At 72.6% G+C, this 25,997-nt stretch carries 23 protein-coding genes; 6 read left to right on the forward strand and 17 right to left on the reverse strand.

Annotation, left to right across the window (positions count from 1 at the left end; all coding sequences use genetic code 11):
• Positions 1-204: 204 nt before the first annotated feature.
• Entirely contained in the window at positions 205-1,899 is a 1,695-nt protein-coding gene (locus HPT28_RS04370) for an acetolactate synthase large subunit (RefSeq protein ID WP_219089417.1), read from the forward strand.
• Between the two features lie 380 nt (positions 1,900-2,279).
• On the opposite strand, the gene HPT28_RS27575 is transcribed toward HPT28_RS04370, so the two are convergent.
• From HPT28_RS27575 to HPT28_RS04390, 4 genes are all read right to left on the reverse strand, one after another.
• Positions 2,280-3,155, reverse strand: coding sequence for an NAD(P)-dependent oxidoreductase (locus HPT28_RS27575; protein ID WP_219089420.1), 876 nt, complete (start codon positions 3,153-3,155; stop codon positions 2,280-2,282).
• Complete coding sequence (locus HPT28_RS04380) at positions 3,152-3,871, reverse strand: SDR family oxidoreductase (protein ID WP_219089422.1); 720 nt, start codon at positions 3,869-3,871, stop codon at positions 3,152-3,154. Before HPT28_RS04380 ends, HPT28_RS27575 begins: the two co-directional genes overlap by 4 nt.
• 59 nt (positions 3,872-3,930) lie before the next feature.
• A complete protein-coding gene (locus HPT28_RS04385) occupies positions 3,931-4,866 on the reverse strand; it encodes a LysR substrate-binding domain-containing protein (RefSeq protein ID WP_219089424.1) in 936 nt (311 codons plus the stop codon).
• A 130-nt stretch (positions 4,867-4,996) separates the two neighbouring features.
• A complete protein-coding gene (locus tag HPT28_RS04390; RefSeq protein ID WP_257578032.1) occupies positions 4,997-6,058 on the reverse strand; it encodes a saccharopine dehydrogenase NADP-binding domain-containing protein in 1,062 nt (353 codons plus the stop codon).
• Between the two features lie 61 nt (positions 6,059-6,119).
• Between HPT28_RS04390 and HPT28_RS04395 the strand changes: the two genes are divergently transcribed.
• Positions 6,120-6,746, forward strand: coding sequence for a helix-turn-helix domain-containing protein (locus HPT28_RS04395; protein ID WP_308119074.1), 627 nt, complete (start codon positions 6,120-6,122; stop codon positions 6,744-6,746).
• Positions 6,747-6,933: 187 nt separating this feature from the next.
• On the opposite strand, the gene HPT28_RS27345 is transcribed toward HPT28_RS04395, so the two are convergent.
• The 6 genes from HPT28_RS27345 to HPT28_RS04420 all read right to left on the reverse strand — a co-directional run bounded on the left by HPT28_RS27345 (position 6,934) and on the right by HPT28_RS04420 (position 13,340).
• On the reverse strand, positions 6,934-7,611 hold the full coding sequence (locus tag HPT28_RS27345) for a sortase domain-bontaining protein (RefSeq protein WP_219089426.1): 678 nt from the start codon (positions 7,609-7,611) through the stop codon (positions 6,934-6,936).
• 14 nt (positions 7,612-7,625) lie between these two features.
• A complete protein-coding gene (locus HPT28_RS04405) occupies positions 7,626-8,399 on the reverse strand; it encodes a hypothetical protein (protein ID WP_219089428.1) in 774 nt (257 codons plus the stop codon).
• An 804-nt stretch (positions 8,400-9,203) separates the two neighbouring features.
• Entirely contained in the window at positions 9,204-9,860 is a 657-nt protein-coding gene (locus HPT28_RS04410) for a histidine phosphatase family protein (protein ID WP_374226915.1), read from the reverse strand.
• Positions 9,857-10,336 (reverse strand): SRPBCC family protein, encoded by a 480-nt coding sequence (locus tag HPT28_RS26590; protein ID WP_308119075.1) that lies wholly within the window; start codon positions 10,334-10,336, stop codon positions 9,857-9,859. Before HPT28_RS26590 ends, HPT28_RS04410 begins: the two co-directional genes overlap by 4 nt.
• Before the next feature lie 120 nt (positions 10,337-10,456).
• Positions 10,457-12,271 (reverse strand): carbamoyltransferase C-terminal domain-containing protein, encoded by a 1,815-nt coding sequence (locus tag HPT28_RS27580; RefSeq protein WP_219089432.1) that lies wholly within the window; start codon positions 12,269-12,271, stop codon positions 10,457-10,459.
• A 22-nt stretch (positions 12,272-12,293) separates the two neighbouring features.
• The gene (locus tag HPT28_RS04420) at positions 12,294-13,340 is read right to left on the reverse strand and encodes an FAD-binding oxidoreductase (protein WP_219089433.1); all 1,047 of its coding nucleotides are present in this window, start codon (positions 13,338-13,340) and stop codon (positions 12,294-12,296) included.
• Between the two features lie 456 nt (positions 13,341-13,796).
• Between HPT28_RS04420 and HPT28_RS04425 the strand changes: the two genes are divergently transcribed.
• The 3 genes from HPT28_RS04425 to HPT28_RS04435 all read left to right on the forward strand — a co-directional run bounded on the left by HPT28_RS04425 (position 13,797) and on the right by HPT28_RS04435 (position 17,111).
• A complete protein-coding gene (locus tag HPT28_RS04425) occupies positions 13,797-15,989 on the forward strand; it encodes a hypothetical protein (RefSeq protein WP_219089435.1) in 2,193 nt (730 codons plus the stop codon).
• Positions 15,990-16,062: 73 nt separating this feature from the next.
• A complete protein-coding gene (locus tag HPT28_RS04430) occupies positions 16,063-16,398 on the forward strand; it encodes a helix-turn-helix transcriptional regulator (protein ID WP_219089437.1) in 336 nt (111 codons plus the stop codon).
• Positions 16,398-17,111: a cation transporter gene (locus tag HPT28_RS04435; RefSeq protein WP_219089438.1), complete on the forward strand. Its 714-nt coding sequence runs from the start codon at positions 16,398-16,400 to the stop codon at positions 17,109-17,111. Before HPT28_RS04430 ends, HPT28_RS04435 begins: the two co-directional genes overlap by 1 nt.
• A 79-nt stretch (positions 17,112-17,190) precedes the next feature.
• Here HPT28_RS04435 and HPT28_RS04440 read toward each other — a convergent pair whose 3' ends face one another.
• The 5 genes from HPT28_RS04440 to HPT28_RS04460 form a co-directional block, all read right to left on the reverse strand.
• The gene (locus HPT28_RS04440; protein ID WP_219089440.1) at positions 17,191-17,994 is read right to left on the reverse strand and encodes an ABC transporter permease; all 804 of its coding nucleotides are present in this window, start codon (positions 17,992-17,994) and stop codon (positions 17,191-17,193) included.
• Positions 17,991-18,983: an ATP-binding cassette domain-containing protein gene (locus tag HPT28_RS04445; RefSeq protein WP_374226918.1), complete on the reverse strand. Its 993-nt coding sequence runs from the start codon at positions 18,981-18,983 to the stop codon at positions 17,991-17,993. Before HPT28_RS04445 ends, HPT28_RS04440 begins: the two co-directional genes overlap by 4 nt.
• 96 nt (positions 18,984-19,079) lie before the next feature.
• Positions 19,080-19,922, reverse strand: a complete 843-nt coding sequence (locus HPT28_RS04450) for a DUF4097 family beta strand repeat-containing protein (protein ID WP_219089444.1) — start codon at positions 19,920-19,922, stop codon at positions 19,080-19,082.
• Between the two features lie 203 nt (positions 19,923-20,125).
• Positions 20,126-20,653: a hypothetical protein gene (locus HPT28_RS04455; protein ID WP_219089445.1), complete on the reverse strand. Its 528-nt coding sequence runs from the start codon at positions 20,651-20,653 to the stop codon at positions 20,126-20,128.
• Between the two features lie 240 nt (positions 20,654-20,893).
• Positions 20,894-22,396, reverse strand: a complete 1,503-nt coding sequence (locus HPT28_RS04460; protein ID WP_219089447.1) for a SulP family inorganic anion transporter — start codon at positions 22,394-22,396, stop codon at positions 20,894-20,896.
• 367 nt (positions 22,397-22,763) lie between these two features.
• On the opposite strand from HPT28_RS04460, the gene HPT28_RS04465 reads away from it, so the two are divergent.
• Entirely contained in the window at positions 22,764-23,174 is a 411-nt protein-coding gene (locus HPT28_RS04465; protein ID WP_219089449.1) for a MerR family transcriptional regulator, read from the forward strand.
• 73 nt (positions 23,175-23,247) lie between these two features.
• On the opposite strand, the gene HPT28_RS04470 is transcribed toward HPT28_RS04465, so the two are convergent.
• Both HPT28_RS04470 and HPT28_RS04475 read right to left on the reverse strand, forming a co-directional pair.
• A complete protein-coding gene (locus HPT28_RS04470; RefSeq protein ID WP_219089451.1) occupies positions 23,248-24,846 on the reverse strand; it encodes a peptide chain release factor 3 in 1,599 nt (532 codons plus the stop codon).
• A 187-nt stretch (positions 24,847-25,033) separates the two neighbouring features.
• On the reverse strand, positions 25,034-25,759 hold the full coding sequence (locus HPT28_RS04475; protein WP_219089453.1) for a spermidine synthase: 726 nt from the start codon (positions 25,757-25,759) through the stop codon (positions 25,034-25,036).
• Between the last annotated feature and the right edge of the window lie 238 nt (positions 25,760-25,997).

The raw sequence follows: 25,997 nt of genomic DNA on the forward strand, positions 1-25,997 counted from the left end.
CCATGATGGGGTCAAGGGACATGAACGGGCCCAGGGCCGGGTCGTATTCGCGGCTGCGAGGTGGACCGATCCCGTGGCGTCGGTGTCATCGGTGCCGCCGGCGAGGGTGCGGTTGCCGGTCGCCGTCGGCGGCCGTGGCCGGCCGTCACCCGGTCAGCAGTGGCCGCGTGGCCGTTCCGCGATCCTGTCCCTAGCTTCGAAGGCATGGACACTCGATCCGCCCCCGGACCGCGAGACTCCGACGCGACGACGGACGACGTTGCCCACATGCTGGTCCGCTGTCTGGAGGCGGAGGGGGTGGAGTACGTCTTCGGGATCCCTGGTGAGGAGAACATTCATTTCGTCGATGCCCTGAACGGTTCCGGAATCCGGTATGTACTGGTCCGACACGAGCAGGGCGCCTCGTTCATGGCCGAGATCTACGGCCGGCTGACGGGCCGGGCCGGGGTGTGCTCGGCCACCCTGGGGCCCGGCGCGATCAACCTGCTGCTGGGCACGGCGGACGCCATGACCAACAGCACGCCACTGGTGGCCCTGGCCGCACAGGGCGGGCTGAACCGTGTCCACAAGGAGTCCCATCAGGTCATCGACCTGGTGGCGATGTTCGCCCCGGTCACACAGTGGGCGGCGCAGGTGCTGATCCCCGACGCAGTGCCCGAGATGGTGCGGAAGGCGTTCAAGACGGCCGTGAGCGAGCGCCCGGGCGCCGTATTCCTCGCCGTCCCCGAGGACATCGAGGCGGAGCGGTGCGGCCAACCCCTCCAGCCGCTCCCCCTCAACGTGGTCCACGCCGACGCGCCATCGCCGTCCCAGATCGCCCGCGCCGCGGAGGTCCTGGCCACGGCGCGACGGCCGGTGGTCCTCGCCGGGCACGGCGCCGCCAGGGGGCGGGCGTCCGAGGCACTGGTGCGTTTCGCCGAGCGTCTGAACGTGCCGGTGGCGACCACGTTCCACGGCAAGGGCGTCTTCCCCGACGACCACCCCAACGCCCTCGGGGCGGTCGGATTCATGCGCCACGACTACTCCAACTTCGGCTTCGACACCGCGGACGTCGTGATCTGCGCGGGCTACGAGGTGCAGGAGTTCGACCCGGTGAAGATCAATCCCGAGGGTGACAAGCGCATTCTGCACCTCCATCGGTTCCCGGCCGAGGTGGATGCGCACTACGCCGTCACGGTCGGCGTCGAGGGCGACATCGGGCAGACACTGGACGCCCTCGCGGACGCCGCACCGCGCGCGTTCGACGACGAAGGACGCACCGGTGCCCGCATCCGGACCCTGCTCGCCGAGGAGCTGGAACGAGGACGCGGCAGCGAGGCGTTCCCGCTGCTCCCCCAGCGCGTGGTCGCCGATGTGCGCGCCGCGCTGGGGCGCGAGGACATCGTGCTCGCCGACACGGGCGCCGGGAAGATGTGGATGGCCCGCCTCTACCCGGCGTACGAGCCCAACACCTGTCTGCTCTCCAACGGGCTGTCGACCATGGGGTTCGCCCTGCCCGGGGCGATCGCCGCGAAGCTGGCCCGCCCGGAGCGGCGCGTGCTCGCGGTGATGGGGGACGGTGCGTTCCTGATGAACGCCCAGGAACTGGAGACCGCGGTGCGCGAAGGCATCCCGACGACGGTCCTGGTACTGGTGGATCAGGAATACGGGCTGATCACGTGGAAGATGGAGCTGGAACTGGGCCGTCACAGCCACACGCGCTTCACCAACCCGGATTTCGTGACCTTCGCCGAGAGCTTCGGCGCCCGCGGCCACCTGATCACCGCGCCCGGCGAGCTGTTGCCGACCCTGGAGCACGCGCTCGACGACGCGGCCGTCTCCGTGATCGCCTGCCCCGTGGACTATGCGGAGAACCTGCGGCTGACCGACCGGCTCGGAGCCCTCCACGGCCCCTTCTGATCCAGGGCCGGGCGAGCTCGTCGCCGTGACCTCGCGGCTCAAAGGCGTACTCCTCTCGCGCCATCCGTGAGCACCCGCGCGGACGCAGTCCGCGCGGTCATTCCTGTCCCCGATGAGCAGAAGGCCGGACGGTCGAGGGAAGGGGCGTTTCAGCGGTCAGTGGCCTAGTGGGCGCGGAAGCTCCGGTGCCTCCCAAGCTCAGAGCGCGGGTTCGATTCCCGTCGCCCGCGCCACGACAAACCCCCAGGTCTCAGACCTGGGGGTTGTTTCAGGTCGCCCCTCACGCGCACCGTCGCGAGCCGTGCGGAGGGCAGGGAGTCGGGCGCCCGCCGGTTGCGGGGCCCGGGGCCCGCGTGCCGCGGAGCAGCCCCGCAGAGTCATCACCGGTAGGTCGCCGCGACGGCGGTGAGGTCGGCGTCGGTGTGTCCGGCGGCGTCGGCTTGTTGGTAGCCGGCCAGTGCGGTTCGGGCCATCGGCGCCTGGCCGGCGAGGGCTTCGGCGAGCGCGGTCAGGTAACGCAAGTCCTTGGCCACCAGCCGGACGGGGAAGTTCGGTGTGAAGTCCCCGGCGGTCATGGCGCCGATCGCGCGGGCGGCGGCCGGGCTGGTGACCGGCAGATCGTTGAGGACGTCGGCCGTTTCCGCCGGGTCGAGGCCGGCGCGGTGGGCGACGTCGAGCAGTTCGGCCATGGCCGCTACCTGCGTGGCCAGGGACGCGTTCACGATGAGCTTGAGGGTGGCTGCGGCACCGTGGTCGCCGACGTGGCGGATCCGCGCCGCGCTCTCCTCCAGCACGCCGCGCGCGTCCGCCAACGCCTCGGTCGGGCCGCCGACCAGGTGAACGAGCGCCCGCGCCTCGGCCTGGGGGCGAGAGCCGACCATCGGTGCCTCCAGGAATCTCAGCCCGGCCCGCGTGGCCGCCACAGCCAGCCTCCGGACCCAGCCCGGGGACAGGGTGCTGGCGTCGATGGCCAGAGTGCCCGCCACCGCGCCGGCCAGCGCCCCGGTGCGTGGGTCGAGCCACACGGCCTCGGAGGCGGCGTCATCGCTGACGGTCACCAGCACGACATCAGCACGGGCGGCGGCGTCCGCCGGGGACGCCGCCGCGGTCGCGCCCACGGCGACCAGCTGCCGCACGGGTTCCGGGGACCGGTTCGCCACCACCACCCGATAGCCGCCGGCACACAGGTTGCGTGCCAGGCGGCTGCCCATCGCGCCCAGCCCGATCACCGCGACGCCGGGTCGTACGGACGTCACTGGTCCGCCCCGGAGAACGCCCGCTCGAAGCCCTTGGGGTCGGTCCACCACAGCGTCGCCATCTCCGTGGAGGTGGGGTCGGGGAAGATGTCGGCGTGCCCGGCGGCGACACCGTCGACGATGGCCTCCGCGACCGTCCGCGGCTTGGCCTTCGGCACACCGTCGACCCCGGCCAGCATGTCGGTGTCGATACCCCCCGGGTACACGCCGTGCACGGCGATGCCGCACGGGCGCAGGGCCGGGCGGATGGCCTGGGTGAAGGAGTGCAGCGCTGCCTTGGAGGCGGCGTAGCCGGCCATGGGCGGCGTGCTGGCCAGGGCGAGCAGCGACAGCACGTTGACGATGGCCCCGCCACCCGCGTTCTCGACGACGGGGGCGAACGCACGGATGAGGTCGACAGTACCCGCGTAGTTCGTGGTCATCTCCGCCGCCAGCTTGTCGCGGTCGGCGGCGAACGGGCCGGCGAAGTGCGCCGTGCTCGCGTTGTTGACCAGCAGCGTGACGTCGGGCGCCTGCGCGGCGGCGGCGCGAATGTCCTCGGGCGAGGTGAGATCCAGACGGACGGGGAACACCCTGTCCTGCTCGGCCAGCGCATCGGTGTCACGAGCGGCCGCGTACACCCGGCGCGCGCCGTGCTCCAGCAGAACATCGACCAGGGCGCGGCCCAGCCCGCGGTTCGCACCGGTCACCAGTGCAACGGAGTTGTTGATATCCATGCCGGAAACGCTAGGAAGCCCAGCGGTTATCCGTCCAATACGAGTTCAGGCACCTGTAATCAGCCCTGTTTATCACCGCTGGTGAGATCGAGGATCACCTCATGGAGCAGCGCCGCACCCGGGTGGTCACCGCCTGCCGGACGGGCCGGCCCGGTCACCAGGCGCGGTGCGGTCGTCCGGGTCAGCGGCCGGAACACCACCCCGGAGCGGGTGAGATCGCGCGCAACGGACCGCGCCACGAACGCCACCCCCATGCCCGCGGCCACCAGGGCCAGGATGGTCTGCAGCCCAGTGGCCTCATGCGCGACACGAGGCGCGAACCCGGCCGCCACGCAGGCTTCGGTGTACCGGTCATAGGTCCGCGGCTCCAACTCACGCGGAAACAGCACGAACGCGTCCCCCGCCAGGTCGGCCAGCGCGATCGCGTCCTCACCCGCCAGCCGGTGCCCGTCGGGCAGAGCGACACCGACCGGATCCTCGAGCACCGGCGTGGTCTCCAGACCGCTGTCCGGATCCACCGGCAGGTGCACCAGGCCCAGGTCCAGCTGCCCCAGCTGCAACAGCCGTACCTGATCGGCGCTCTTGTGCTCGGCCACCCGTACCTGCAACGCCGGATAGCGCACCCGCGCCGCCCGCAGGACCGCAGGCAGCAGGCTGTACAGCGCCGTGCCCACGAACCCGACACGGACCGTCGCCAACTCCCCCCGCGCCACCCGCCCACCGTCGTCCACCACCCGGTGCGCCTCTCCCAGCAACCGCCGGGCACCAGCGAGCAGGACCTCCCCGGCGGAGGTCAGCCGCACACCCCGGCGATTCCGCGCCAGCACCTGATACCCCAGCGCCTCTTCCAGCGCCTTGACCCGGTAGCTCAACCCCGGCTGACTCAGATGCAGCCGAGCCGCCGCCCGGCCGAAATGCAGCTCCTCGGCCACCACCGCGAACAGCCTCAGATCCCCGAGATCGACCGCGAGTTCCGGGTCATTGATTCCCGGCACCTACACCAGCCGCCTTCCGTTCCGCCGCACGACACTCCCCCCACAACGTAGCGGCCCCGGCACCAGCGGCCCCCGAGCAGCGTGCCTGATGCGTGCCCCCTGCCCGCGGTCCGCTCGGCCGGGCCGCGGGTCAGCCGCCCACGCGCGGGCCGGCGACGCTGTCCGGTCCGTGCAGTACGACGCCGTGTTCGGCCGCCAGGGCCTCCGGCAGCCCGGCCAGCGCCGGCAGCTGTTCGATGTGGTGCACTCCCGCGGGCGGTACACCGGTGACCAGCTCGCGGACGACGTACGCGGCGACCAGGCCGGTGGCCCGGCTCTGCCCGTGCCCGGTGAGCGCCCAGGCCGCGCGGCGGTCGCCGCGCCGGGCGTCGGCACGCAGGGCGAAGCCGTCACCGCCGAGGTGGACCCGGCTGAGGGCGCCGGTCAGCATCCGCCGTACGCCCGGTCGGCGGGCGGCACGCAGCAGTCCGGTGCGGCGCAGTGCGAAGAGGGCGGCGGTCAGCGGCCGTGAGTCCAGACACAGCCGCGTGGTGACCGCCGGGACGCCGAGCGTGCGGGGCAGGGTGTGCTGGTCCGAGAAGGGGAAGGGATGGGCCGTGCGCGTGCCGTACCCGGGGAGTGCGGTCCGCTGCGCGGGGGCCGTCGCCGGATCGGCCAGGTGTTCCACGGTCCAGCGCACCGCGTCCCCGCCGTGGTGCTCCCCCGAGCCGAGCATCACGGTGAGGTCGAGCTGCCGCGCACCGCCGACGTCCTCGTGGGCACGGCGGGCGAGCAGGTTGGTCAGGCCGGGTGCCACGCCGACGCTGAGCACGGCGGTGGCACCGGAGGACACGGCGACGTCGTGCAGCCCGGCCACGGCGTCGAGCAGCCGGGAGGTGGCGCCGATGTCGACCAGGTGGACACCGCGTTCCAGGCAGGCCCGGGCAGCCCCGCCGTCCGGGGGCTCGGCGCACAGCACCACGGCGGCCACGTCGCCGAGTTCGTCCAGCGCCCGACCCATCCCGTCGGGGTCCGTGACGTCAACCCGCACTCCGCCGAGCCGGCGCGCTCTCGCCGCGTCCCGTCCGGCGGGCATGACGCGCCCGGGGAACCACTGGTCGAGCGTGGCGGTCACGACCGTGCCGACGGCCCCGTAACCGCCGACGACCAGGATGCGCCGGGTGGGCGCGGCGTCCGGTTTCACTGTAGTCATACTCCAATGAATAACATTGTAGTCTCACTACAGTCAACGCTCGCCGGATCGAGGAGGCACCGTGACCGCGCCCATGACCCGCGCCGAGAAGGCCCGCCGCACGCGGCAGCGGATACTCGACGCCGCCGCCGGGCTGTTCACCGAACGCGGCTGGGCGGGCACGACCGTGGAGGACATCGCCCGCACCGCCGAAGTCGGTGTCCAGACCGTGTACTTCACGTTCGGCAACAAGCGCGCTGTGCTCAAGGAACTGCTCGACACCGTGATCGCGGGGGACTTCGACCCCGTCGCGACCCTGGAACGCCCCTGGGCACGGGAGGTCATCGACGCACCCGACCCCGCGGTCCAGCTCTCCCTCCAGGCCGCCGGCGCCCGCCGCATCCTGCAGCGCGCCGCCCCGGTCCTGGAGGTCGTCCGCGGTGCGGCGGGCGCCGACCCGGAGGTGGCCGCGCTGTGGCAGACCAACCAGGAGCAGCGCCACACGGTTCAGCTCCGGTTCGCCGAGGCGCTGACGGCCAAGACCGGCGGCGCGCTGCGGGACGGTCACGACGCCGCGTCCGCCGCCGACATCGCTGTGACCGTTCTCGGCCCGGAGACCTTCCGCCTGCTCGTCGCCGGCCGCGGCTGGACCCCGGACCGCTGGGAACGGTGGGCGGCGGACGCGCTGGTGCGCCAGCTGCTCCCCTGACCGGCTCCGCGCGTACCGCCTGACCGGCTCCGCGCGTGACCGGCTCCGCGTGTACCGCGGCGGGCAGCGCGCCCGGTCCCCGCCCCGGCGGCGCCGTCGGGACGCACACCCGGCGGCCGCGTCAGCCCCGTGCCCGGCGCACTCCTGCCAGCCGGGCGCAGGGGCGAGGCCCTCGTCTCCGCCGAGCTCACCTCGTCGTCCGGGGACGCTCCCTGACCCGGGGCTCCGCGGGTGGGGCCAGGCGGGCCGTGACGACGAGGTTGGCACGGTAGGTGCGGCGGTCCGGGTCCCAGTCCGCGCAGGTGACGAGAGTCAGGCGCGGTTCGGTGGTGGGCCCGTAGACCGTGCTGGAGGGGAAGTCCCCCCGGTCGTACACGGTGGCGGCGCTGACGGTGAACTCGGCGGCGGGCCCGCGCTCACGGTCGACGACGATGCGGTCGCCCGGGCGCAGGGAGCCCAGGCCGTAGAAGGCCGCGGGACCGCTGTCGGAGTCCACGTGTCCGACGACGACGGCGTTCCCGCTCTGTCCCGGGGCTGGTGTGCGCGTGAACCAGCCGGCGTGGTCGGCGTTGTCCGGGAGGGCGACCGAGCCGTCGTCGTCCAGTCCGACCGGTTCTGTCCGCACGTCCAGGCCGATCGCGGGTGCGCGGACGCGCTGTGGCCGTGCCCGCGGCAGCGGCTGTACCGGGGGGCCCGACGGTGCGGCGCGGGGCGCGGTGACCGCCGGTGCCGGCCGGGGCGGCGGGGGCGGTGGGGAGCCGGCGGTGGGGAGCCCGAAGGCGATGAGGGCGACGCCGGTGGCCGCGCAGGCGGTGGCCGCCACGGTGCAGGCACCGCGGCGGCCACCGAGCGGGGGTTCGGGCACGGTCAGCCCTCGCCTCAGGTTGCTCGGCCGGCTCGACGGCGCAGGTAGAACGCGCCACCGGCGGCTGCCAGCAGGCCGGCGCCGCCGGCGACGGCGAGCGTGTGGCCGTCACCGCCCTGGCTGCCGCCCAGGCCGCCCTTGACCGGCCCCTTGGCGGCCTTCGTCAGCGGGCCGCAGAGCGCGGGGTTGGTGGCCTCGGCCGGAAGCTCGGGGTCGAGGTCCGAGGGCCCGAGGACGTTGTCGTACTTGCCGTTGCCGTTGACGTCGGTGCCGTGAACGACGACGACGGCCGTGCCGTCGCGCAGGCTCTTGGCGGCTTCCGCGCTGACGTCGATCGTGCGGTGGTAGTCGACCTTCGGGCCGACCGGGAAACGGTCGACGGCCAGGGCCGAGTCGGGACTGGTGTCACCCTTCGTCGTGAGCGAGGTGCCGACGCCCCCGTAGAAGGGGACGCCGTCGGTCGTGAAGATGGACTTCATCCCGTTGACCTCGCGGGCGGCGGAGGCGGGCGGGCACTGGCCCTTCGCCGCGATGTGGAAGTGCTGAGCGTGCGGGGCCCCGGCCAGCAGACCGTGCGCGGTGACGCTGACGGTCGCCTTGTGCCCCTTGAGGGTGACGGTCGCGGTGCCCGAACCCTTGACCTTGCTGAAGGGCACCGGGTTCAGATGAGCTTGGAGGTGCAGCGTGTCGTGCTTGCCCCGGGAGTCCGCGGAGGCGATCGGAGCGAGGGCGATGCCGGGTGCCGCCACGACGGCGGTGGCAAGGGCTATGGCAGTCGTGCGATTCATCGTGTCTCTTTCCACCGAGGGGAGTCCGGCGCGCGACAGCGAGGGGCTCGAGGGCGCGTCGCGGGATGGTCCGCACGCCGTGGTGTCTCGACCGTCAGCCTGTGTCGCCCCGTCGCCCACCGCCACCGCTGCGTGGCACCCCGAGTGCCCGCGGGCCTGCGGCGTGCCCCCGGCCACTCACGCCCAAGAGACCTGAAGCTCGGCCGACTTGGCGCCCGCCGGAGTCGCCCGGGGCATCGGCCCCGGCCGTGTGCGCTCATCGCCCGGGCGAGTGACAGCCGGTCCTGATCCCCTGGCTGCCCGTGAGAGGCCGAGGGAGCCGCGGCGCGCGTCACGGTGGCCCGCGGGCTCCATGACGGCGAGGCGACCGGGCGCCGACGGCCCCCGGCACGTTCCGTCGGCCCGACATCGTGACAGACCCGGGGACCACCGGACGGCCCAACCGGAGTTCCTCATGACGAGTGATCCCGTGCGGGTGCTTACGTGTCGTTCACATCCCTGACCACCTGGGCATTCGCCGAACCGCTGGGCCGCGCGACGCCGCTCCCCTCACCGCCCCGGGAGTCCTGCTCGTCCGCTTCCGCGACCACGCGGTGGCGACGTGGAGTTCGCGGCTCCCCCGGAACGCAATCGTCCGCCGGCTGAGCCGTCTCGGCGCCCCGCTCACGGCGGCTCTGGTCGTCCTCGTCGGTCTCGGCCTCACCGTCCGCGCGCTCATCGGCGCCTGGTAGAGCCCGGGCGTGCCGCCGCCTGCCCGCCGGGGCGGTGGGCCGGAGGCCCGGGCACGGCGGGCACGGCCCGTGTTCACGCGCACCGGGCCCCTCGCCGCGGGGTTCGGGCCAGGTGGTGGGTGTCGTTGAGAGTCTCCACCGTGGCGGTGCCGTCCGCGTCGTAGGTCACCGCGGACAGGGAGGCCGCCGCGACCTCCATGCGGAACACCGTGTGCGGTGGGGCCTGGAGGGCGAGGCGGATGAGGGTTCTGAGCGGCCCGACATGGGAGACGACCAGAACCGTGGCGCCTGCGTGCCGGGCCACGAGGCCGTCTCGTACGGCGGCGACCCGGCGGGTGACCTGCTGCATGGTCTCGCCCGCGCCCGAGGGCGGACTCTCGGGCGAGCCGAGCCATGCGCTCAGGTCGTCCGGGTAGCGTTCGCGGACTTCGGCGAAGGTCAGGCCCTCCCAGGCGCCGAAGTCCGCCTCCCGCAGGTCCCGCTCGGCCCGGACGCTCAGGCCGAGGCACTCGGCCACGGCGTGCGCGGTCTCCCGGCAGCGCCGCATCGGTGACGTGACGACCGCCTCGATGTCGCCGCGGCGGGCGAGGGCGTCCGCTGTCGCCTGGGCCTGGCGACGCCCGGCGGGGGAGAGTCCCGGGTTGGTTCCCCCGCTGCCGGAGAGCCGCCGCCCGGGGGTGAGCAGCGTCTCGCCGTGCCGCAGCAGGACGAGCGTCGTCACGTCGCTCACCGCGCGGCCTTCGCGAAGTGGTCTCGGACGGCGTCGGTCTGCTTCTCCATGACGTCGATGATGGCCTCGACGACCTTCAGGTCGGCGTCCTCGGCGATCTGAAGGATCCGCGACCACTCGAAGAAGCTGCGCGCCGGGTCGTTGGTGATGGGGCGCACGCGGATGGTGGCCTCGTAGCTCTCGACGCCGCTGGTGGGGGCGACGGCCCGGTAGGACTGGCTCTTGTCGATCTCGCTGCGGGCGGCGATCTCCTGCTGGACGAGGCCGCCGTTGAGGGTGAGGTTGAAGTCGTAGCGGGCGGGGACCTTCTCGACCGAGCCCCCTTCCGTCCAGGTGACGTCGGTGTGGATGTCCAGGTCGCCCGGGGAGACGATCTCCAGGATCTTCATGGCGTCGCGGACGGTCGCCCACACGGTGTCCGGGTCGGCGTCGAGGATGGTGGAGTGGTACATGGTGTGCTTGCGCTGGATCGGCACGGGTGCTCCTTCTTCTGTCGGTTGTCGGGCTGTTCGGCCCGGGCCGGCCGCGGCGGCGCGCCGCGGCGGCCGAGGCGTGGCGGCCGAGGCGTGGCGGCCGAGGCGTGGCGGCCGAGGCGGTTATCGCGTGGGTTCCGGGGACTCGGTCTTGGCGATCAGGTGGTTTCCGAGGACCAGGTAGTCGATCTCGGTGCCCATGAAGCAGTTCAGGGCGTCGGTCGGCGTGCAGACGATGGGCTCGCCGGCGACGTTGAACGAGGTGTTGATCAGGCACGGGGTGTCGGTGAGCTCGGTGAACTTCCGCAGCAGCGCGGTGAGCCGCGGGGTGCCCTCGTCCGTCAGGGTCTGGATGCGGGAGGTTCCGTCGACGTGCACGGCACCGGGTATGCGGTCGCGGTACTCGTCGCGGACGGGGAAGACGAACGTCATGTACGGGGAGCTGGTCTTGCGCCCCATGTCGAAGATCTTCGGCGCCTGCTCCTCGAGGACGAGGGGGGCGAACGGGCGGAACGGCTCGCGGTGCTTGACCCGGGTGTTGATGATGTCCTTGATGTCGGTGAAGCCGGGGTTGGCGAGGATGCTGCGGTGCCCGAGCGCGCGCGGCCCGTGCTCGACCCGGCCTTCGAACCAGCCGATGACGACCTTCTCCGTCAGCAGCTTCGCCACCCGCTCGACGACCTCGTCCCCGTCCAGGCGCGAGACGACGACGCGGCCGGTGAAGCCCTCCAGGGCCTCCTCGATCGCGGCCTCGTCGTAGGCCGGGCCCAGGTAGGGGCTGACGGGTGCGGGGGCGGCGAGGGCGTTCGCGGGCTCGGTGCCGGGGTGGTTGAGCCAGGCGTGGGCCGCGGCCCCGATGGTGATGCCGGTGTCGGAGGCGCCGAAGCTGACCTGCATGTCCTCGAAGCGGGAACCCTCGAACAGCGGGGTGTTGTTGAGGCAGTTCAGGGCGACGCCGCCCTCGAACAGCAGCCGGTCGAGATCCGTCCGGCCCTGAAGGTGGCGCACCTGGTGGGCGGTGGCGACGTACAGCATCTGCTGCGCCGCGGCGGCGACGCGCGCCTTGTACTCGAGGGTGTCCTCGAAGGGGCCGAAGTACTCCTCGAACAGGGCGTCGTGGCTGTGGAGGTCGTTGGCCCGGAGGGGCTTGGCGAAGGTGTGGCGGCCGCCGTCGTGCAGCCGCAGGAGGCGGTCGACGAACGGGTTCGGGGTCGGGGGGTCGGTGTAGCCGGCCAGACCCATCACCTTGTACTCGTCGTTGTTCGGGACGAAGCCGAGGAAACGGGTGATGGTGGAGAACAGGGTGCCCATGGAGTACTCGGCACCGGTGACGGTCTCGTCGAAGACGGTGATCCGGCCGCCGCGGATCTCGCCCATCAGGGTCGAGAAGCGTTCGGCGCGGCCGTCGCTGACGAGGAACGCGGCGTCCTTCAGACCGGCGAGGTAGTAGCCGGTCGTGGCGTGGGCCAGGTGGTGGGGAACGAAGCGGACCTTGGACGGGTCGGGACGGTGTCCGGTGCGGGCCTCGAAGTCCGCGAGGATCGCCTCGTGGCTGACGATCTGGTCGAAGAGGTCGGCCATGTCGCCCAGGAGCCTGGTCTTGGCCGCCTCCGGCGCCGACGAGGCGCGGATGCCGTCCAGGGTCTCGTCGAGGATCCGGGTGGACCAGTCCCAGGGGATGGCGAAGAGGTCGACGTCGTCGAAGGTGATTCCCGCTTCTCCGAGGCACCAGTCGACGGCGTGCGTGGGGAAGTCCGTGGTCTTCTTCTCCCGGTTGAGACGTTCCTCCTCCACGGCGGCGACCAGGCGGCCGTCGATCAGGAGTGCCGCGGCGGCGTCATGGCCCAGGAGGTAGTGCTTGTTGATGCCGGTCGAGCCGAGGCGTTCGGAGAAGAACTCCGAGACCCGGGTGAATCCATTACATCCAAGAACAATCACGGCGTTCTTTCCTGTTCTGGGGCTACTTGGCGATCAGCAGGTCGCGGAGCTTCTCACCGGCCGCGGGTGCCTGGCACAGGCCCGCGCCGGTGAATCCGGCCGCGTACAGGAAGCGGCGGGTGGGGTGTTCGCCGATGAAGGCGGTGTTGTTGGGGCTGGCGTCGAAGTCGCCGGTCCACGCGCGGTGCAGGCCGATGCCGTCCAGGGCGGGGAACAGGCTGCCGAGATGGCCGGCGACGCGCCCGAGCCAGTCCTCGCGGGACTCACCGGCCTTGGGCGCGCCCATGGCGAGGAGGATGCGGTCCTTCCAGGAGCGGATGCGCAGGCCTGAGGCGGCGTGCATCGTCATGGGCAACTCGCGTTGCGGGGAGGGCGGGACGTCGGTGAACAGCATCTCGATCGCGTGGGGCGTCATCGGCAGGTCGACCGAGGCCAGGGAGGCCACCTCGCCGGACCAGGGACCGGCCGTGCACACGATGCTGTCCGCGGTGACGGCGCCCTGCGGGGTGTGGACGGTGTTGTCGTCGTCGATACGCGTGACGGGTGTGTGGGTGAACAGGCGGGCGCCGTGGTTGCGGGCGGCGGCGGCGTAGCCGCGGACGATGTCGAGGCCGTCCACGTGGTACGCCTCGGGAGACCACGCGGCGGCCAGGACGGCGCACTCGTTGACCAGCGGGTTGACTGCGGCCGCCTCGCGCGCGCTGATCAGGTCGACGTGGACGCCGGCGGCCCGCTGGGCCTGATGACCGGCCTCGAAGTCGGCGATCTGCTGTGCGTCGGTGAACAGCACCAGGAACCCGAGCCGCTTCAGGGCGAGCGGGGCCGCGGTGTGGCGGGCGAAGTCGTGGTAGGCGTTCAGGCTGCGCACGGCCAGGTGCCCGGTGCGCGGATCGCCGGGGAAGTACGTGCGGACCATGCCCGCCGTGTGCGCGGACGCCCCGCCGCCGAGGCTTCCGCGCTCCAGCAGCACGGTATCCACGCCCGCTTCGGCGAGGTGGTAGGCGGCGGAGGTTCCGATGACTCCCCCGCCGATGACGACGGCGTCGGCGCGGGCGGGCAGGGCGCTCAAGGTCTTCCTTACTCCTGTGGTGTGGGGTTCGGGCGGCGGGAACGCGTGCCGCGCCGCCGGCTCCTCCGCGGACTCCGCCCCGGGCGGGCGGGGTTGCTACGCGGGACCCGGGCTGCCGAGGTCGGGCCAGAAGGTCTCGGTCTGACGGCCGGGCGGCTTCTCGGGCAAGACTCTTCCCGTTCCTCGGTTTGTCTTCTTTGAGGAGTAGATCGCCAACAGCCTTGATTCGGCCAGGCGTTGAAAACATGAACCTGGCGCGGCCTGAGCGCCGCATTTCGTGGGTTTCTACGACAACCACAGTGCGGTGGGCCGGTCATGCGGCGGCGCTGTGGCCGCGGAGCCGGCCGCGCGCGCCGCGTCGCCCCCGTCCCACGGACCGGTGCCCGTCGCACGCCCGACAGTAGGGTGACGGAACCGGAACAGGCGCGGGGGGAGAGATCGTTGAACGGAAGCGCGATGCCCGGGGGCCCGGTCGGCCCCGAGGGCCTGGAGGGCCCCGAGGGCCTGGGAGAGCCGGAGAGCCCCAAAGCCGCCGGATCATCCGACGCGGCGGGGGACGCTCCCCGCCCGGCGGGCTGGTGGTCGCCCGCGGCGCTCGGCTGCGCCCTCGCGCTGTTGCTCGTCGCGGCGTTCCCGCCATGGCCGGATTCACTGGTCGAGGACGTGGGCGGCACTCCCTGGTGGGTCGCCGCACCGGCGCTGGGCGCCGGCCTGCTGCTGACCCTGGGCGTCGGCACCCGTCGAAGCGCCGCCTGGGCGCTGCTCCCCCTGGCGTCCGCCTCGGGGCTGGGCACCCTGGCTTTCTTCACGGCGTCCGGCTCCGGGGACGACGCTCGCCCGGCGGCCCCACTCGCGGCGGCACTGGCCTGCGGCCTCGCGATGGTGTTCTGCCTGCCGCTGGTCCGGCGCCGCCGTCCCTGGCTCGGCCACGCGCGCGCACCGGAACCGCTCCGGCGACGAGCCCGTGCGCTCACGGTGTTCGCGCTGGTGGGTGCCCTCGTCGGCGGGCTGCTCGGCGCGGCGGCAGGGCTCGGCGCGGGCGGCATCCGGGAGGCCACCGCCGAGGAGGAGGAACCACCGTTCAGCGCCACCTCCGAGCCACTGTCGGCAGACGTGGAACGGTTCACCGCAAAGCTGGACGTCGGCAGTTACGCGTTCCCCGCGCCGGACGCGATCGAGGTGGGCAAGGTGGCCTGGCAGGAGAGCCTGCCGGGACCGGCCGAGTTGAGCGTGTGCCCGGACAGGGAACTGGCGCGGGAACTGGCGCGAAAGGAGAAGGCGGCCGGGGAGATCCCCGACTGGCCGGTCCAGAGCACCCTGGTCACCGTCCAGGAAGTGCCCGGCGGTGACGCGGTCATCGGCCTGGACGCCGCCGACGGAAGCGAACGCTGGCGGTACACCGTGCACGCCGAGGGCGATCTCCGGCTGGGGCAGGTCGGCGTCAGTGAGCGATGCGACGTACTGGTCGTCGTCGATCCGGACGTCGTCGTCTCACTCGACTCCGTCACGGGCGAAGTCCAGGGCATGACCACGCTCCCGACCGGCGACAGGCATGTTCCCCGGCGCGAGTGGCGCTCCACGTCCTACATGCCGTGGCGGCTGATCCCCGCGACGGGCCCCACCGCCTCCGACGTCGCCGAGGCCCCGCGGAGGCTCCCGGGCAGGGAGGCTCCGCGGCTGCTGAGCCTCGGGAGCAGCCACAGCCGGGTGCTCTGGGCTGGCGCGCTGAACGAGGTGGCCTATCTCAGCGGGCAGACCGGGCTCGCGGCCGTCTACCGTTCGGACGCCGGTCTCGCCGGCCGCAGCGCCCGCTCCCCGCGGTTGCTCCCCTCGGAGTGCGATTACCTGGTGGACTACTCGCCGAGGCAGCGGTGGCCCTACCTCCTCCAGTACGGCTGCACCGAGCCGCGGGTGTTCCAGCTCGAACAGCCCTCCCAGCTCCCCGAGGGAGGCAGCCCCCTCCCGCTCGTCCACAGGGCTGTGCCCTCCCTGGGCTGCGAGGGCGCGCCCCATGAGGAGTACGAGCTGCCCATCTTCAGCGCCCTGTGGAACGAGAACGACGCCTGGCTCGTCGGGGAGTGCCGGAAGGACACCGGCCGACCGGAGGGCGAGGAGAACAAGCGGGCGCCGGGACGGCAGTTGATCAAGCTGGTCGTGAACGGGTCGGGCACCGGGCAACCTGCCGATCCCGGCATCGCGCTCCCGGCTGGCGCCGAGGTCCTGTTCCCGCACAACGCGCTCTGGGGGCCGGATGTGCTGTACCTCGAAGACGGAGAGCTGCGTGCCATGTTCGGCCGGTCCAAGAGCGACCCGGACGGCGAACGCCTGCGGTACGCGGCGCCGGACGGCGAGGCCCTGGCGGACGTGGCCTTTCTCCGCACGGGTGCCAGAACCGAACGCGCCATCGGCGTCACCGCGCCGGGAACCGTGGTGACCTTCGAGTACGAGCAGTCCGCCACGCGCGAGTACACCTACACGCACACCGTCACGCACACGGGCCGGACCGACCTGGCCCGTGGCGCGTGCGACGGCACCCGGGATCTACTGGTCGACCCTGTCCACGAGAGCGTGCTCCTGCTCTGCCGGACCGATACGGGCACGGAGGTCACCGCGCTCGCCGCAGGCTCCGGCTACCAGCCCGCCCCCTGACGTCCTGCGGGGAGACAGCGGAGGCCAATAGTTCATGATTCCGTGGATTCACGAAAACATGTATCGTTCTCCCATGCTGACCCTCGCCACCGGGCTCGACGCCCTGACCCGGTTCGGCCGCGCGCTGGCCGACCCGATCCGCTGCCGCATCCTGCTCACCCTCCGCGACGCCCCCGCCTACCCGGCCGACCTCGCCGACGCGCTCGGCGTCTCCCGCACCCGGCTGTCCAACCACCTGGCGTGCCTGCGCGACTGCGGCATGGTCGTCGCCGTCCCCGACGGCCGCCGCACCCGCTACGAGCTCGCCGACGAGCGCCTCGGCCACGCCCTGGACGACGTGCGCACCGCCGTCGTGGCCGTCGCCGCCGACCGCACCTGCCGGGACGCGGACGAGCAGGGCTGCTGCTGATGGCCGCCGGGCTGTCGCTGCCCCACGGCCCCTCACCGGCCCGCCGGGAAACGCTCACCCGCCGGATACGGCTGCTCGTCGCCGTCACGATCGCCTACAACGTCGTCGAGGCGGTCGTCGCCATCACCGTCGGCACGATCGCCTCCTCCACCGCGCTGATCGGCTTCGGACTGGACTCGGTCATCGAGGTCTCCTCGGCCACCGCGGTCGCCTGGCAGTTCTCCGCGCCCGACCACGCCGCGCGCGAGGCCCGGGAGCAGCGGACGCTGCGGATCATCGCGCTCTCGTTCTTCGCGCTCGCCGCGTACGTCGCCCTCGATGCCGTCCGCGCGCTCGTCGGCACCGGGGAAGCGGAACGGTCGGTCCCCGGCATCGTGCTCGCCGCCCTCTCCCTCGCCGTCATGCCGTTCCTGTCCGCCGCGCAGCGCCGCGCGGGGCGCGAGCTCGGCTCCGCCAGCGCCGTCGCCGACTCCCAGCAGACCCTGCTGTGCACGTACCTGTCCGCCGTGCTGCTGGTCGGCCTGCTCCTCAACGCGACGCTCGGCTGGGCCTGGGCCGACCCGATCGCCGCGCTCGTCATCGCCGCCATCGCCGTCAGGGAAGGCCGCGACGCCTGGCGGGGCGAGGGCTGCTGCACGGCCCCGGCCCCCGCCTCGTACCGGCCGGAGGCCGGGGCCCGCGCCTGTCGGACCGTCTGCGCCTGCTGCGCGTGACGCCGCGCGGGCACGAGGTGGACCCCGGCATCGGTGCCGGGGTCCACGGCTGTCGCCCCGGCCGGAGGTCGAGGGGCGCTCAGCACATGGTGGTGCTGTTGAACAGCGAGCGGGACCAGACGTAGCCCACCAGGCCGATTCCGGCGCACCAGGCGAGCGAGATCCAGCCGTTGGCGCCGATCTCCGAGCCGGTGAGCAGGCCGCGCAGGGTCTCGGTCATCGGCGTGAAGGGCTGGTGCCCGGCGAACCAGCGCAGGCCCGGTGCCATCGAGTCGGCCGGCACGAACGCGGAGCCCAGGAAGGGCAGGAACTGGACCAGCAGGGGCTTGTTGCTCGCGGACTCGACGGTCTTGGAGACCAGCCCGAGCGCCGCCGACAGCCAGGTCACCGCGAACGCGATGGCCCCGAGAAGACCGGCCGCGGCCAGCCACTCCAGCGGGCTCGCGTCCGGCCGGAAACCGACGGCGAGCGCGACCGCCACGACCAGGACGAGGCACAGCATCGTCTGGATGACGCTGCCGACCACGTGGCCCGTCATGAACGACGACCGCGTGATGTTCATGGTGCGGAAGCGGTTGATGATGCCCTCGGTCATGTCGGAGCAGACCGCGATCGACGTCGACATGGCGCCCGCGGCCACGCCCATGACGATGATGCCGGGGGTCAGGTACTCCAGGTAGGCGTCCCGGCCGCCGCCGCCCGTCCCGGCGCCGAGCGAGCTTCCGATCGAGTCGCCGAAGGCGTACACGAACAGGAGCAGCATCAGGATCGGCGTCATGGCGCTGGCGAGTCCCACGGCCGGGTAGCGGATGGCGTGCCTGAGGTTGCGCCGCAGCATCGTCGTCGAGTCGTGTACGGCGTGGGTGAGCGTGAACGTGCTCATCGCGGGGTCTCCTTGACGTGGGGCGAGGTGGTGCCGGTGCCGTCGCCGGTCAGGGCGAGGAACACGTCGTCCAGGTCGGGGGTGTGCACGGAGAGGTCGGCGGCCCGGATTCCGGCGGCGTCGAGCCGGTCGAGCAGCGCCCGCAGGGCGTCGAGGCCGCCGTCGCCGGCCATACGCAGGGCGAGGTTCTCCTCGTCGCGGCCCGCTCCGGGGAAGGCGGCGGCCGCGCGCTCGTACTCGGTGGTGTGCGTGAACCGCAGCCGTACGTGGCTGCCGGGGATGCGCGCCTTCAGCTCGTCGGCGGTGCCCTCGGCGACGATCCGGCCGCCGTCGAGCACGGCGATCCGGTCGGCCAACTGGTCGGCCTCCTCCAGGTACTGGGTGGTGAGGAAGACGGTGGTGCCGCCCGCTACGAGCGAGCGCACCGTGTCCCACAGGGTGCGCCGGCTGCGCGGGTCGAGCCCCGTCGTCGGCTCGTCCAGGAAGATCACCTGGGGGTCGCCGACCAGGGTCATGGCGATGTCGAGCCGACGCCGCATGCCGCCGGAGAACGTCGCGGCCCGTTTGTGCGCGACGTCCGCGATGTCGAACCGCTCCAGCAACTGCCGAGTGCGGGAGTGCCCTTCACGCTTGCCGAGGCGGAGCAGGTCGGCCATGAGGAGCAGGTTCTCCTCGGCGGTGAGCAGGTCGTCGAGGGCGGCGAACTGCCCCGTGACCCCGATCGCGGCGCGCACCCGGTCCGGTGACGTGGCGACGTCGTGGCCCGCGACCTGGGCCTGTCCACCGTCGGCGGCGACGAGGGTGGACAGGATCCGCACGGTGGTGGTCTTGCCGGCGCCGTTCGGCCCCAGCAGCGCGAAGACCGAGCCGGCCGGGATGCGCAGGTCGATGCCGTCGAGGACGGTCCTGTCCCCGTAGGACTTGCGCAGATCGGCGGTGGAGACGGCGGCGGGCACCGGACGACCACCCTCTCCAGTAGACGTGGACATGACAGCTGACCTCATAGGGCCCTCCGTGAGAAGGCTGACGTGGACGGGAGTGAGGGGCGGGGGCAGGAGGGTGGAGCTCCGGGGGGTCCGCGGCGCTCAGGCCCCGGCGCGGCGGATGTCGATGTTGCCGTAGCGGGTGCGGGCGCGGACCGTGACCGTGTCCTCAGTCTTCTCGGGAGCCTCGGACGCGGTGAGCGCGTTACGCACCTGGCCCGAGCCCGAGCTGACGTCGAGCCAGGCCGCCGCGCCCTCCCGGACGCCGACCTCGATGGCGCCGTACGCCGTCTCCAACTGGACCGTGCCGCGGGCTACCTCGCCCACCCGCAGCGTGCCGTGCGCGGTGGTGGCTGTGACCGAGTCCTCGGCGCGCCGGATCTCGATGTCGCCGTTGGCGCCACTCACCCGCAGCTCGCCCGTCGCGGCGCCGACGGTCGTGGTGCCGTGCGAGTTCTTCAGGACCGCGGTGCCGTCGACGAGCCCGACGCGCAGGCTGCCGGAGCTGGTGGTGACCTCGGCCGCTCCCTCGACGCGGTCCACGGTGACCGAGCCGTGCGACGCGGTCAGCCTGAGCGGGCCGGTGGTGTCGAGGCGGACGTCGCCGGACGAGGTCTTGACGCGGACCTCGCCGAGTCGGCCCTCACCGAGCACCTGGGTCCAGGCGCCGGTCATGTCGACGCTTGAGCCCGCGGGCAGTCCGACCGTCACGTCGACCGTGCCGGTGCGGCTGAACAGGCCGGACTTCGGCGTCCTGACGGTCAGCACGCCACCCGCGTAGGCGACGTCGGTCTGGTCGGCCGCCCGCCGGTCCTGGTCCTTCTCCGGGTCGCGGGGTCGCACGTCGACGACGGTGTCGCGGCGGTCGCCGGCGGTGAACCGGATGGATCCGGCCTCCACGCGCGCCGCGGCCGTGATCGGTTCGGGGGTGTCGAAAGAAGGCATGGCTGTCCCGTCCTCTTGGGTCTTCGGAACGTCCCCGCTGGTGGGACGTGCAGTGGGTTTGACTCGGCGGGTCTGACGCGGCGGGTTGACGCGGCGGGTCTGACGCGGCGGGTTGGGGTGGTGAGCCGAAGTGGTGCGGTGACGTGGCGCGGTCGCGTGGCGCGGTGACGTGGTGCCGGGAGACGGAGCGCGGACGGGCGCGGTCAGCGGACCCAGCCGGTGAAGCGCTGCCCGACGGTCTGGACCCTCTGCGTCGCACGCGGCAGGGCGCCCCCCTCGACGGCGGCCGACACCGCCCGCACCAGCCAGGCGTTGACCGACAGCCCCTCGCGGCCGGCGGCCTCCTCGGCCCGGGCCTTGAGGTGGGCGGGCAGACGCAGGTTGACGCGGGCGGTGCCACCCTCGTCCCCCTCGGCCGGGGCGGGGGCCCTGAGCGGCTCGACAGGCGCGGACGGCGCCGGGTGGCCGTCGCCGTCCCCGGCACCGGAGGGCGGTGCCGTCACCACGAAGTCGGGGTCGAGCCCGCGCAGCCGCACGTCGACCGAGCCGGGGGCGAGCTCGCGGGTGATCTCGTCCATCGCGGCGGAGAGCACGTTGAGCATGGCCAGCCGGGTCGCCGACTCAAGGGGGACTGTGAGCCGCTCGGCCAGTTCACGGGCGTCATCCCCGCCGGCTTCGGCGGCCACCGCGAGTTCCCGGCGAAGGGCGTCGACGTAAGGAGTGAGATCCATGACGCCATAATGGCACCACATTGACACCATCTGCAAGCCCGAAGGACACCAGCTACCGGGCAACCTTCGACGGAACCATTCTGACCTGCGAAAACACAGGAGCACTCACCCGCGCCACCATGGCACCACGCACACCCACACACTCCCGAGAGACGCGAAATGGCACCGGATGGCACCCTGTGGCACCATCCGGCGCCACAGGGTGCGCCATGCGTCGGGAGAGGCGGGGGAGAAACCCGGTCAGTGGGCCCCGGTGAGCTCCCCGGCGAGCTTGTCGTGCATCTCCGCGCTGGGGCGGTTGAGCCCGACGATGGTGACCTTCTTGCCGCGTGCCGCGTACTTGGTCTCGATGGCGTCGAGGGCCGCGACGGAGGAGGCGTCCCAGATGTGCGCGTCGGAGAGGTCGATGACGACGTCGTCCGGGTCGTTCGCGTAGTCGAACTGGTAGACGAGGTCGTTGGACGAGGCGAAGAACAGCTCGCCGGTGACGGCGTAGACGGCCTGCTTGCCGTCCGGGTCGACGACACCGGAGACCTCGGCGAGGTGGGCGACCCGGCGGGCGAAGGCGACCATCGCGGTGATGACGCCGACGATCACGCCGATGGCCAGGTTGTGGGTGATGACGACGACGGTCACGGTGACGGCCATGACGACGGTCTCGCTGACCGGCATCCGCCTCAGCGTCTTGGGCCGGATGGAGTGCCAGTCGAAGGTGGCGAAGGACACGAAGACCATCACGGCGACGAGCGCGGCCATCGGCATGTCGGACACGACGGGGCCGGTCACGATGATGAGCACGAGGAGGAAGGCCCCGGCCAGGAACGTGGACAGTCGGGTGCGGGCGCCGGAGACCTTCACGTTGATCATGGTCTGGCCGATCATGGCGCAGCCGCCCATGCCGCCGAAGAAGCCGGTGACGATGTTGGCGACGCCCTGGCCGATGGACTCGCGGGTCTTGTTGGAGTGCGTGTCGGTGATGTCGTCGACCAGCTTGGCCGTCATCAGCGACTCCATCAGCCCCACGAGCGCCAGGGCGAAGGCGTAGGGCGCGATGATCCCGAGCGCCTCCAGCGTGAACGGCATGTCCGGCAGGCCCGGCACCGGCAGGGAGGACGGCAGCTCGCCCTTGTCGCCGACGGTCGGGACGGCGATCCCGGCTCCGACGGTGATGAGGGTGAGGATGGCGATCGAGACGAGCGGGGCGGGAACGGCCTTGGTGAGCCTGGGGAAGAGCACGATGAGCGCCAGGCCGCCGAGGACGAGCGGGTAGACGGCGAACGGCACGTCCTGGAGCTCGGGCACCTGGGCGAGGAAGATCAGGATGGCCAGGGCGTTGACGAAGCCGACCATGACCGAACGCGGCACGAACCGCATCAGCTTGGCCACGCCGACGGCGCCGAGGACGACCTGGAAGACGCCGCCGAGGATGACGGCACCGACGAGGTAGCCGAGCCCGTGCTCCTGGTTGAGTGGGGCGATGACCAGGGCCACCGCCCCGGTAGCCGCGGAGATCATCGCCTTGCGCCCGCCCACGACCGAGATGACGACGGCCATCGTGAAGGAGGCGAACAGACCGACGGCCGGGTCGACCCCGGCGATGATCGAGAAGGAGATCGCCTCGGGGATGAGCGCGAGAGCGACGACGAGGCCGGCCAGCACCTCGGTGCGCAGCACCTTCGGGGATGCCAGGAAATCCGGGCGGGACAGGCGCGGCTTGCGGGCTGCGGGCAGCGTCGAGGACATGCGACCGTTTCTGGCTCGGGGCGCGCAGGAACGGTTGCGCGCGCATCGTGCTTCGGCGGGGCCGGTCCCCTTCGGTGAGGACCGTGCCGGGCGGCCGCGGGGGCCGATCGGGCATCATTGCCCGGAAGTCTGTGGGCGCCGCGGCGCCCCGGTCAGGGCCGCGTCAACGGCGACGGCGGCCGCGACCGCCGATGTACAGCGGTAGGAGCCACGTCAAGACTCTACCCTGACGTAAGGGCAGAGAGCATTCCGGGAGCTGTGAATCCCAGGTAAACAGACCCACTCACCTTGTGATTCATGTCACCTGGAGGTGGTTCGTTCGCCCGGCGGAAGGCGCCGGCACGAGGTCAAGGGAGAGCGGCAGACCATGGCGGAGCGGCAGATGCAGATCGGTGAGGTGGCCGAGCGGACCGACCTGTCACTGCGCACCATCCGCCACTACGAGGAGGTGGGCCTCGTGACGCCCTCCGCCCGCAGCAAGGGCGGCTTCCGCCTCTACAACGAGGCCGACGTCGAACGGCTGATGGTCGTGCGGCGGATGAAGCCGCTGGACTTCTCCCTGGAGGAGATGCGCGAGCTGCTGGCCGCCACCGACGCCCTCAACGCGGCCGAGGCGCCGCCGGGAGCCGAGCTGGAACGGCTCCGGGAGCGGGTCGAGAGCTACCACGAGGTGGCCCAGGCGCGCTGTGAGAAGCTGCGCTCCCAGCTGCTGGCCGCCGAGGACTTCGCCCGCACCCTGCGCCACCAGCTCGACGGGGCCGACCACCACCCGGTCTGATCCGCCCGCACCCCGGCGCGGCAGAGCCCGGCACAGGACGGGACGGGCCCGCACGGCCCGTCCCTGACCGGGCTCAGTCGTGGGCGGCGACGAGGGGTTCGAGGCGGGCGTCGGGGAACTCCCGCACGAAGGAGTTGGCCTGCCACAGGTCGGGGAAGAGGGCGAGCACGTCCTTGTCCCGCAGGCGGGTCATGGCCTCGCCCTTCACCAGGCGGGAGCGGTTGAGCTGTTCGGCGCCGAGGGCGTCGGTGGCCCGGGCCAGCCGGTACGGGAGGGGCTCCAGCCGCACCGGGGCGCCGAACTCCCCGGCCATCCGGTGGGTGACGACGTCGAACTGCATCGGGCCGACGGCCGCCAGCACCGGCGCCTGCTCGCCGCGCGGCTCGGAGACGAGCACCTGCACCACGCCCTCCTCGTCCAACTGCGCGATGCCGCGCCGGAACTGCTTGGAGCGGCTGATGTCGGCCGGGCGGGCCACGGCGAAGTGCTCGGGCGCGAAGGTGGGCATGCCCGGGAAGACGGCGGGCCTGCCCGCGTAGAGGGTGTCCCCCACCCGCAGGGCGGAGGCGTTGACCAGCCCGACGACGTCCCCGGGGTAGGCCGTCTCGACGGCGGAGCGGTCCTGGCCGAAGACGCTGTGCGCGTACTTGGTGGCGAACGGCTTCCCGGAGGCGGCCCGGGTGACCGTCATGCCGCGCTCGAAGACGCCGGAGCACACGCGCACGAAGGCGACGCGGTCCCGGTGGGCGCGGTCCATGTTGGCCTGCACCTTGAACACGAGCCCGGCGAACTCCTCCGTCACCGGACGACTGCCGCCACCCTCCAACCGCCGTTCACCGGGCGGCGGTGCGAGGTCCACGATCGCGTCCAGGAGCAGCCGGACGCCGATGTTCGACAGCGCGGCCCCGAAGAAGACCGGCGTGCTGCGCCCCGCCAGAAACGCCTCCTGGTCGTGCACGGCCCCGTCGGCCAGGAGCAGTTGCCGTTCCTCGGCCGCCTGCTCCCAGTCCTCGCCCTCCTCCCGCGCGGCGCGGTCGGCCGGAAGCAGGTCCTCGACGGCGGCCTTCGCGCCGCCGGGCGCGCGGGTGTAGCGCAGCATGGCCTCCGGCTCGCGCACGTCCACCAGACCGCGCAGATGTCCGGCGATGCCGACCGGCCACGTCACCGGCGTCGGCTTCAGCCGGAACTCCCGCTCGATCTCGTCGAGCAACTCCAGCGCCTCGCGCCCGGGCCGGTCCCACTTGTTGACGAAGGTGATGACGGGGATGCCCCGGTGCCGGCAGACGGCGAACAGCTTCCGCGTCTGCTCTTCCAGGCCCTTGGCCGCGTCGATCAGCATCACCGCGCAGTCCACCGCCGCCAGGACGCGGTAGGTGTCCTCGGAGAAGTCGGCGTGCCCCGGGGTGTCCAGCAGGTTGAGCACCTGCCCCCGGTGCGCGAACTGCAGCACCGCCGATGTCACCGAGATGCCGCGGGCCTGCTCCATCTCCATCCAGTCCGAGGCGACCCCGCGTCGGCTGCCCTTGCCGTGTACGGCCCCGGCCGAGGTGATCGCCCGGGCGTGCAGGGCCAGCGCCTCCGTCAGCGTCGACTTGCCCGCGTCCGGGTGGCTGATCACCGCGAACGTCCGCCGCCTGCCCGCCTCCGCGGCGACCGGGGCCGCCGCGCTCACCGCGCGGCCTCCGTCCAGTACGTGCGCAATCTCGCCACCTGTCGCCGTCGAGCCGGAAACCCGGAGCCGCGCGTTCGCGCCCGGGACACCCCCGGCCACAAAGCTACCCTCTCGTCAGGGTCGGTCGGCAAGCGGCGGCGTCCGGGGCTCCTGGGCCCGCACCGCACCGGCGCGGGCCCGCGGCGGGTCAGTGGGCCGGCGTGCGGGCGACGTAGACGGTGTTGGACGACGTGCCGCCCCGCAGCGGGTTGTCGAAGGTGACGACGTGGGCCGCCCACTCCGCGAACACCTCGGCGAGGACCGCGCCGAAGTCCTCACTGGGCGGGTCATCGGACCAGAGGGCGAAGACGCCGCCGGGGCGCAGCCGGGCCGCCAGGGCCCGGAGCCCCGCGGGCTCGTAGAAGGGCGCGTGGCTGGGGTGCAACACCTGGTCCGGCGCATGGTCGACGTCGAGGAGCACGGCGTCGAAGCGGCGGTCCGGCCGCTCGGGGTCGAAGCCCTCGGTCTCGGTCATGGCGAAGAAGTCCCCGTGCACGAAGCGGCAGCGGGGATCGGCGGCCAGCTCCTCGCCCAGCGGCACCAGACCGCGTTCGTGCCACGCGATCACCTCGCCCAGGGCCTCCACGACCAGGAGGGAGCGCACCCGGTCGTCCCGCAGCACCGTGCGCGCCGTGTAGCCCAGCCCCAGACCGCCGACCACGACGTCCAGCTCCACCCCCGGACCCCGCAACGGCGAGAGACCGAGCCGCGCCAACTCCTCCTCCCCCACGGTGAACAGGCTCGACATCAGAAACTCGTCGCCGAGCTTGACCTCGTGGACGTCCTGCCCCGTCACCGGATCGCGGCGGCGCCGCAGGCTGATGTCGCCCTTCGGCGTGGGACGCCAGTCGATCTCCTCGAAGCGTGCGCTCACGCCGCCCTCACTCTCGTCCCGCCTCCGGCCCGGTCCAGGGCGGCGATCCTACCCTCGCGCCGGGTCAGGTTCCGCCGCTCCCGACGCCGCCGTAGCCCCGCCGCCGCCTCGCCCGCCGTCGCGCCCCGCCCCGCCCCGGGGCCCGGACACGCGGGGTGGTCCCCCGTGCGGGCCCGCCCCGGTGTCGGAGCGGGCGGCGCCAGCGCACAGTGGTGCGTGAGGACCGGGCGAGCGAAGG

Source organism: Streptomyces sp. JJ38, from assembly GCF_019303475.1.
In the GTDB taxonomy this organism is placed as follows: Bacteria; Actinomycetota; Actinomycetes; order Streptomycetales; family Streptomycetaceae; genus Streptomyces.

Bases quoted from the DNA above. Each gene is read 5' to 3' on its own strand.
- HPT28_RS04370 (WP_219089417.1), top strand. From the start codon at position 205: ATGGACACTCGATCCGCCCCCGGACCGCGAGACTCCGACGCGACGACG.
- HPT28_RS04380 (WP_219089422.1), bottom strand. From the start codon at position 3,871: ATGGATATCAACAACTCCGTTGCACTGGTGACCGGTGCGAACCGCGGG.
- HPT28_RS04390 (WP_257578032.1), bottom strand. From the start codon at position 6,058: ATGACTACAGTGAAACCGGACGCCGCGCCCACCCGGCGCATCCTGGTC.
- HPT28_RS04405 (WP_219089428.1), bottom strand. From the start codon at position 8,399: ATGAATCGCACGACTGCCATAGCCCTTGCCACCGCCGTCGTGGCGGCA.
- HPT28_RS04425 (WP_219089435.1), top strand. From the start codon at position 13,797: ATGCCCGGGGGCCCGGTCGGCCCCGAGGGCCTGGAGGGCCCCGAGGGC.
- HPT28_RS04430 (WP_219089437.1), top strand. From the start codon at position 16,063: ATGCTGACCCTCGCCACCGGGCTCGACGCCCTGACCCGGTTCGGCCGC.
- HPT28_RS04435 (WP_219089438.1), top strand. From the start codon at position 16,398: ATGGCCGCCGGGCTGTCGCTGCCCCACGGCCCCTCACCGGCCCGCCGG.
- HPT28_RS04440 (WP_219089440.1), bottom strand. From the start codon at position 17,994: ATGAGCACGTTCACGCTCACCCACGCCGTACACGACTCGACGACGATG.
- HPT28_RS04445 (WP_374226918.1), bottom strand. From the start codon at position 18,983: ATGTCCACGTCTACTGGAGAGGGTGGTCGTCCGGTGCCCGCCGCCGTC.
- HPT28_RS04450 (WP_219089444.1), bottom strand. From the start codon at position 19,922: ATGCCTTCTTTCGACACCCCCGAACCGATCACGGCCGCGGCGCGCGTG.
- HPT28_RS04455 (WP_219089445.1), bottom strand. From the start codon at position 20,653: ATGGATCTCACTCCTTACGTCGACGCCCTTCGCCGGGAACTCGCGGTG.
- HPT28_RS04460 (WP_219089447.1), bottom strand. From the start codon at position 22,396: ATGTCCTCGACGCTGCCCGCAGCCCGCAAGCCGCGCCTGTCCCGCCCG.
- HPT28_RS04465 (WP_219089449.1), top strand. From the start codon at position 22,764: ATGGCGGAGCGGCAGATGCAGATCGGTGAGGTGGCCGAGCGGACCGAC.